This is a genomic window from Aurantimonas sp., from assembly GCF_964217435.1.
Lineage (GTDB): Bacteria > Pseudomonadota > Alphaproteobacteria > Rhizobiales > Rhizobiaceae > Aurantimonas > Aurantimonas coralicida.
Genome location: NZ_CAXPJM010000009.1, coordinates 1 through 2,316 on the forward strand (window position 1 = coordinate 1; position 2,316 = coordinate 2,316).

2 protein-coding genes are annotated in these 2,316 nt (G+C 66.1%); both read left to right on the forward strand.

The window, feature by feature from the left end; translation table 11 throughout:
- The coding region (locus ACEQX1_RS04860) for a methyl-accepting chemotaxis protein (RefSeq protein WP_370196563.1) at positions 1–546 on the forward strand (546 nt) is incomplete at its 5' end.
- A gap of 461 nt (positions 547–1,007) precedes the next feature.
- Positions 1,008–2,316 (forward strand): cache domain-containing protein (locus ACEQX1_RS04865; RefSeq protein WP_370196564.1); only part of this gene is annotated, 1,309 nt, incomplete at its 3' end.

Genomic DNA, 2,316 nt, shown 5'->3' on the forward strand with positions numbered 1-2,316 from the left:
GCACGGGCCGGCGAGGCAGGCAAGGGCTTTGCGGTCGTCGCCCAGGAAGTGCGCGGCCTCGCCCAGCGCTCGGCGGAAGCCGCCAAGGAGATCAAGACCCTGATCGCCACGTCCCGCGAGCAGGTCGGCACCGGCGTCGAGCTGGTCACGGCGTCCGGCAAGTCGCTGGAGGAGATCGTCACCGAAGTCAGCGCCATGGCGGAAGTCATCTCGACCATTGCCTCCTCGGCCCGCGAACAGGCGACGAGCCTGCGCGAAGTCTCGGGTGCCGCCGACCAGATGGACAAGGTGACCCAGCAGAACGCCGCCATGGTCGAGGAAGCCACTGCGGCCAGCCAGACGCTGGCCAACGAGACCGACGAACTCGCCCATGCCATGGCCAAGTTCAGCACCAGTGCCGGCAATGCCGGCGCCCGCCGCAGCGAAGGCCGGGCGCAGCCGCAGCGCCATGCCCCGTCCCGCGGCGTGACGCAGATGCGCACGACCGGTTCGGGCGGTGCCGCCCGCGCGCCGCAGGCACAGGAAGATGGTTGGGAAGAATTCTGACCGACCCCGCCGGCGCCCTCACGGCAATCGGCGAAGCAGCATGATCAGAACGGCCCGGGGCGGGATGCCGCCCCGGGCCGTTCTGCGTCGGTCTGGACGGCATTGGCAGGTATCGCGCCGCGTCCCATGCGGACGACGATACTGGCCGGAATACCGCTGTACATGCGTGAGAAGTAATAAGCCTGCCATGCAGAAGTGCTGATCCGGCGTCGCGCAAGCTTTGGCGTGGACTATCCGGCGCGAGGGACTTCGCGGTAACGGAAATTTCAGCAGCCGCGGCTAGAAATTTCTGACGGCCCGATTGGCCCTTCCGGAAACCGTTCCGCGACAAGGCCCTCTGTCCGTCACGAAACCCCGCCGATTGCGCGGATACTGGCGTTCGCCCGGCGGTGGCGACGCATCCCAGCTAAGGTTCGATGCCGATGTTGTCGCGAATGTCCCTTCCAGCAAAAGTCTCTCTGATGGTGGTCGCCTGCCTGGCGATCCTGACCGCCATGTTCGGCATCGCCGGTGTCGTTCTCCTGCAGGAAGAAGGACGTCAGCGCGCGGTCGAGCGTCAGGAAAGCAACATGCGGGTCGCATGGGAGGTTCTGCGCAATTATGGCGGCGAGTTCCGTCTCGAGGGTGACACGCTTTACGCCGGCAACCAGCCGCTGAACGATTTCTTCGAGCCGGTGGACAAGGTCAAGGCACTGGTCGGCGGCACCGCCACCGTGTTCATGAACGACACCCGCGTCTCCACCAACGTCATGAAGCCGGACGGTGGCCGCGCCGTTGGCACGGTTCTCGCCCGTGGCCCGGTGCATGACGCGCTGTTCATCGAGGGCCGGCCGTTCCGCGGCCAGGCGGACATTCTGGGCACCTCCTTCTTCACCGCCTATGACCCGATCAAGAATGCTGCCGGCAAGACCATCGGCGTCCTTTATGTCGGCGTGCCCGAGGCGGAGTTCTTCACCGCCGTCAAGGCGCTGGAAATCCGGCTTGGCGTCATCTCCGTCATCGGCGCCGTGCTGATCGGTCTGGCGGTCCTGTGGATCTCCAAGCGCATGTTCGCGCCGCTGCAGAAGCTGACCGAAACCGTCGCGGAAGTGGCCGACGGCAAGACCGACGTCGAGGTCGTCGGGCTCGATCGCTCCGACGAGATCGGTCGGATGGCCAATTCGGTGGAGCATCTGCGTCACGCGGTCATCGAGCAGCATCAGCTGAAGCAGCAGGCCGCCACCGCTGCCGCCGACGAGGAGGCCGAGCGGATCCGCCAGGCCGAACTGGGCGAGGGCTACGTCAAGGCGCATGCGTTCTTCATGGCCGAGATGACCGAAGGCTTCGAGCGACTGGCCAGCGGCGACCTGACCGCGCGTCTCGACCAGGAATTCACCAAGGATTACGAGGGCGTCCGCGGCCTCTTCAACGATGCCATCGCCAAGCTCGAGACCGCCTTCTCCGGCGTCGTGACGTCCATCGCCTCGATCCGCACCGGTCTCGGCGAGATCAACACCGCGTCGAACGATCTCGCCCACCGCACCGAGCAGCAGGCGGCGAGCCTCGAAGAGACCGTCGCAGCCCTTGGCGAAGTCACCCAGGCCGTCAACGAGACCGCTGAAGGTGCCGGCAAGGCGCAGCAGGTGGCCTCGGGGGCCCGTGAAAAGGCCCAGAAGGGCGGCGAGGTCGTCGGCAAGGCGGTCGCGGCCATGGGCCAGATCGAGCAGTCCTCCGAGAAGATCAACTCGATCATCTCGGTCATCGACGAGATCGCCTTCCAGACCAACCTCC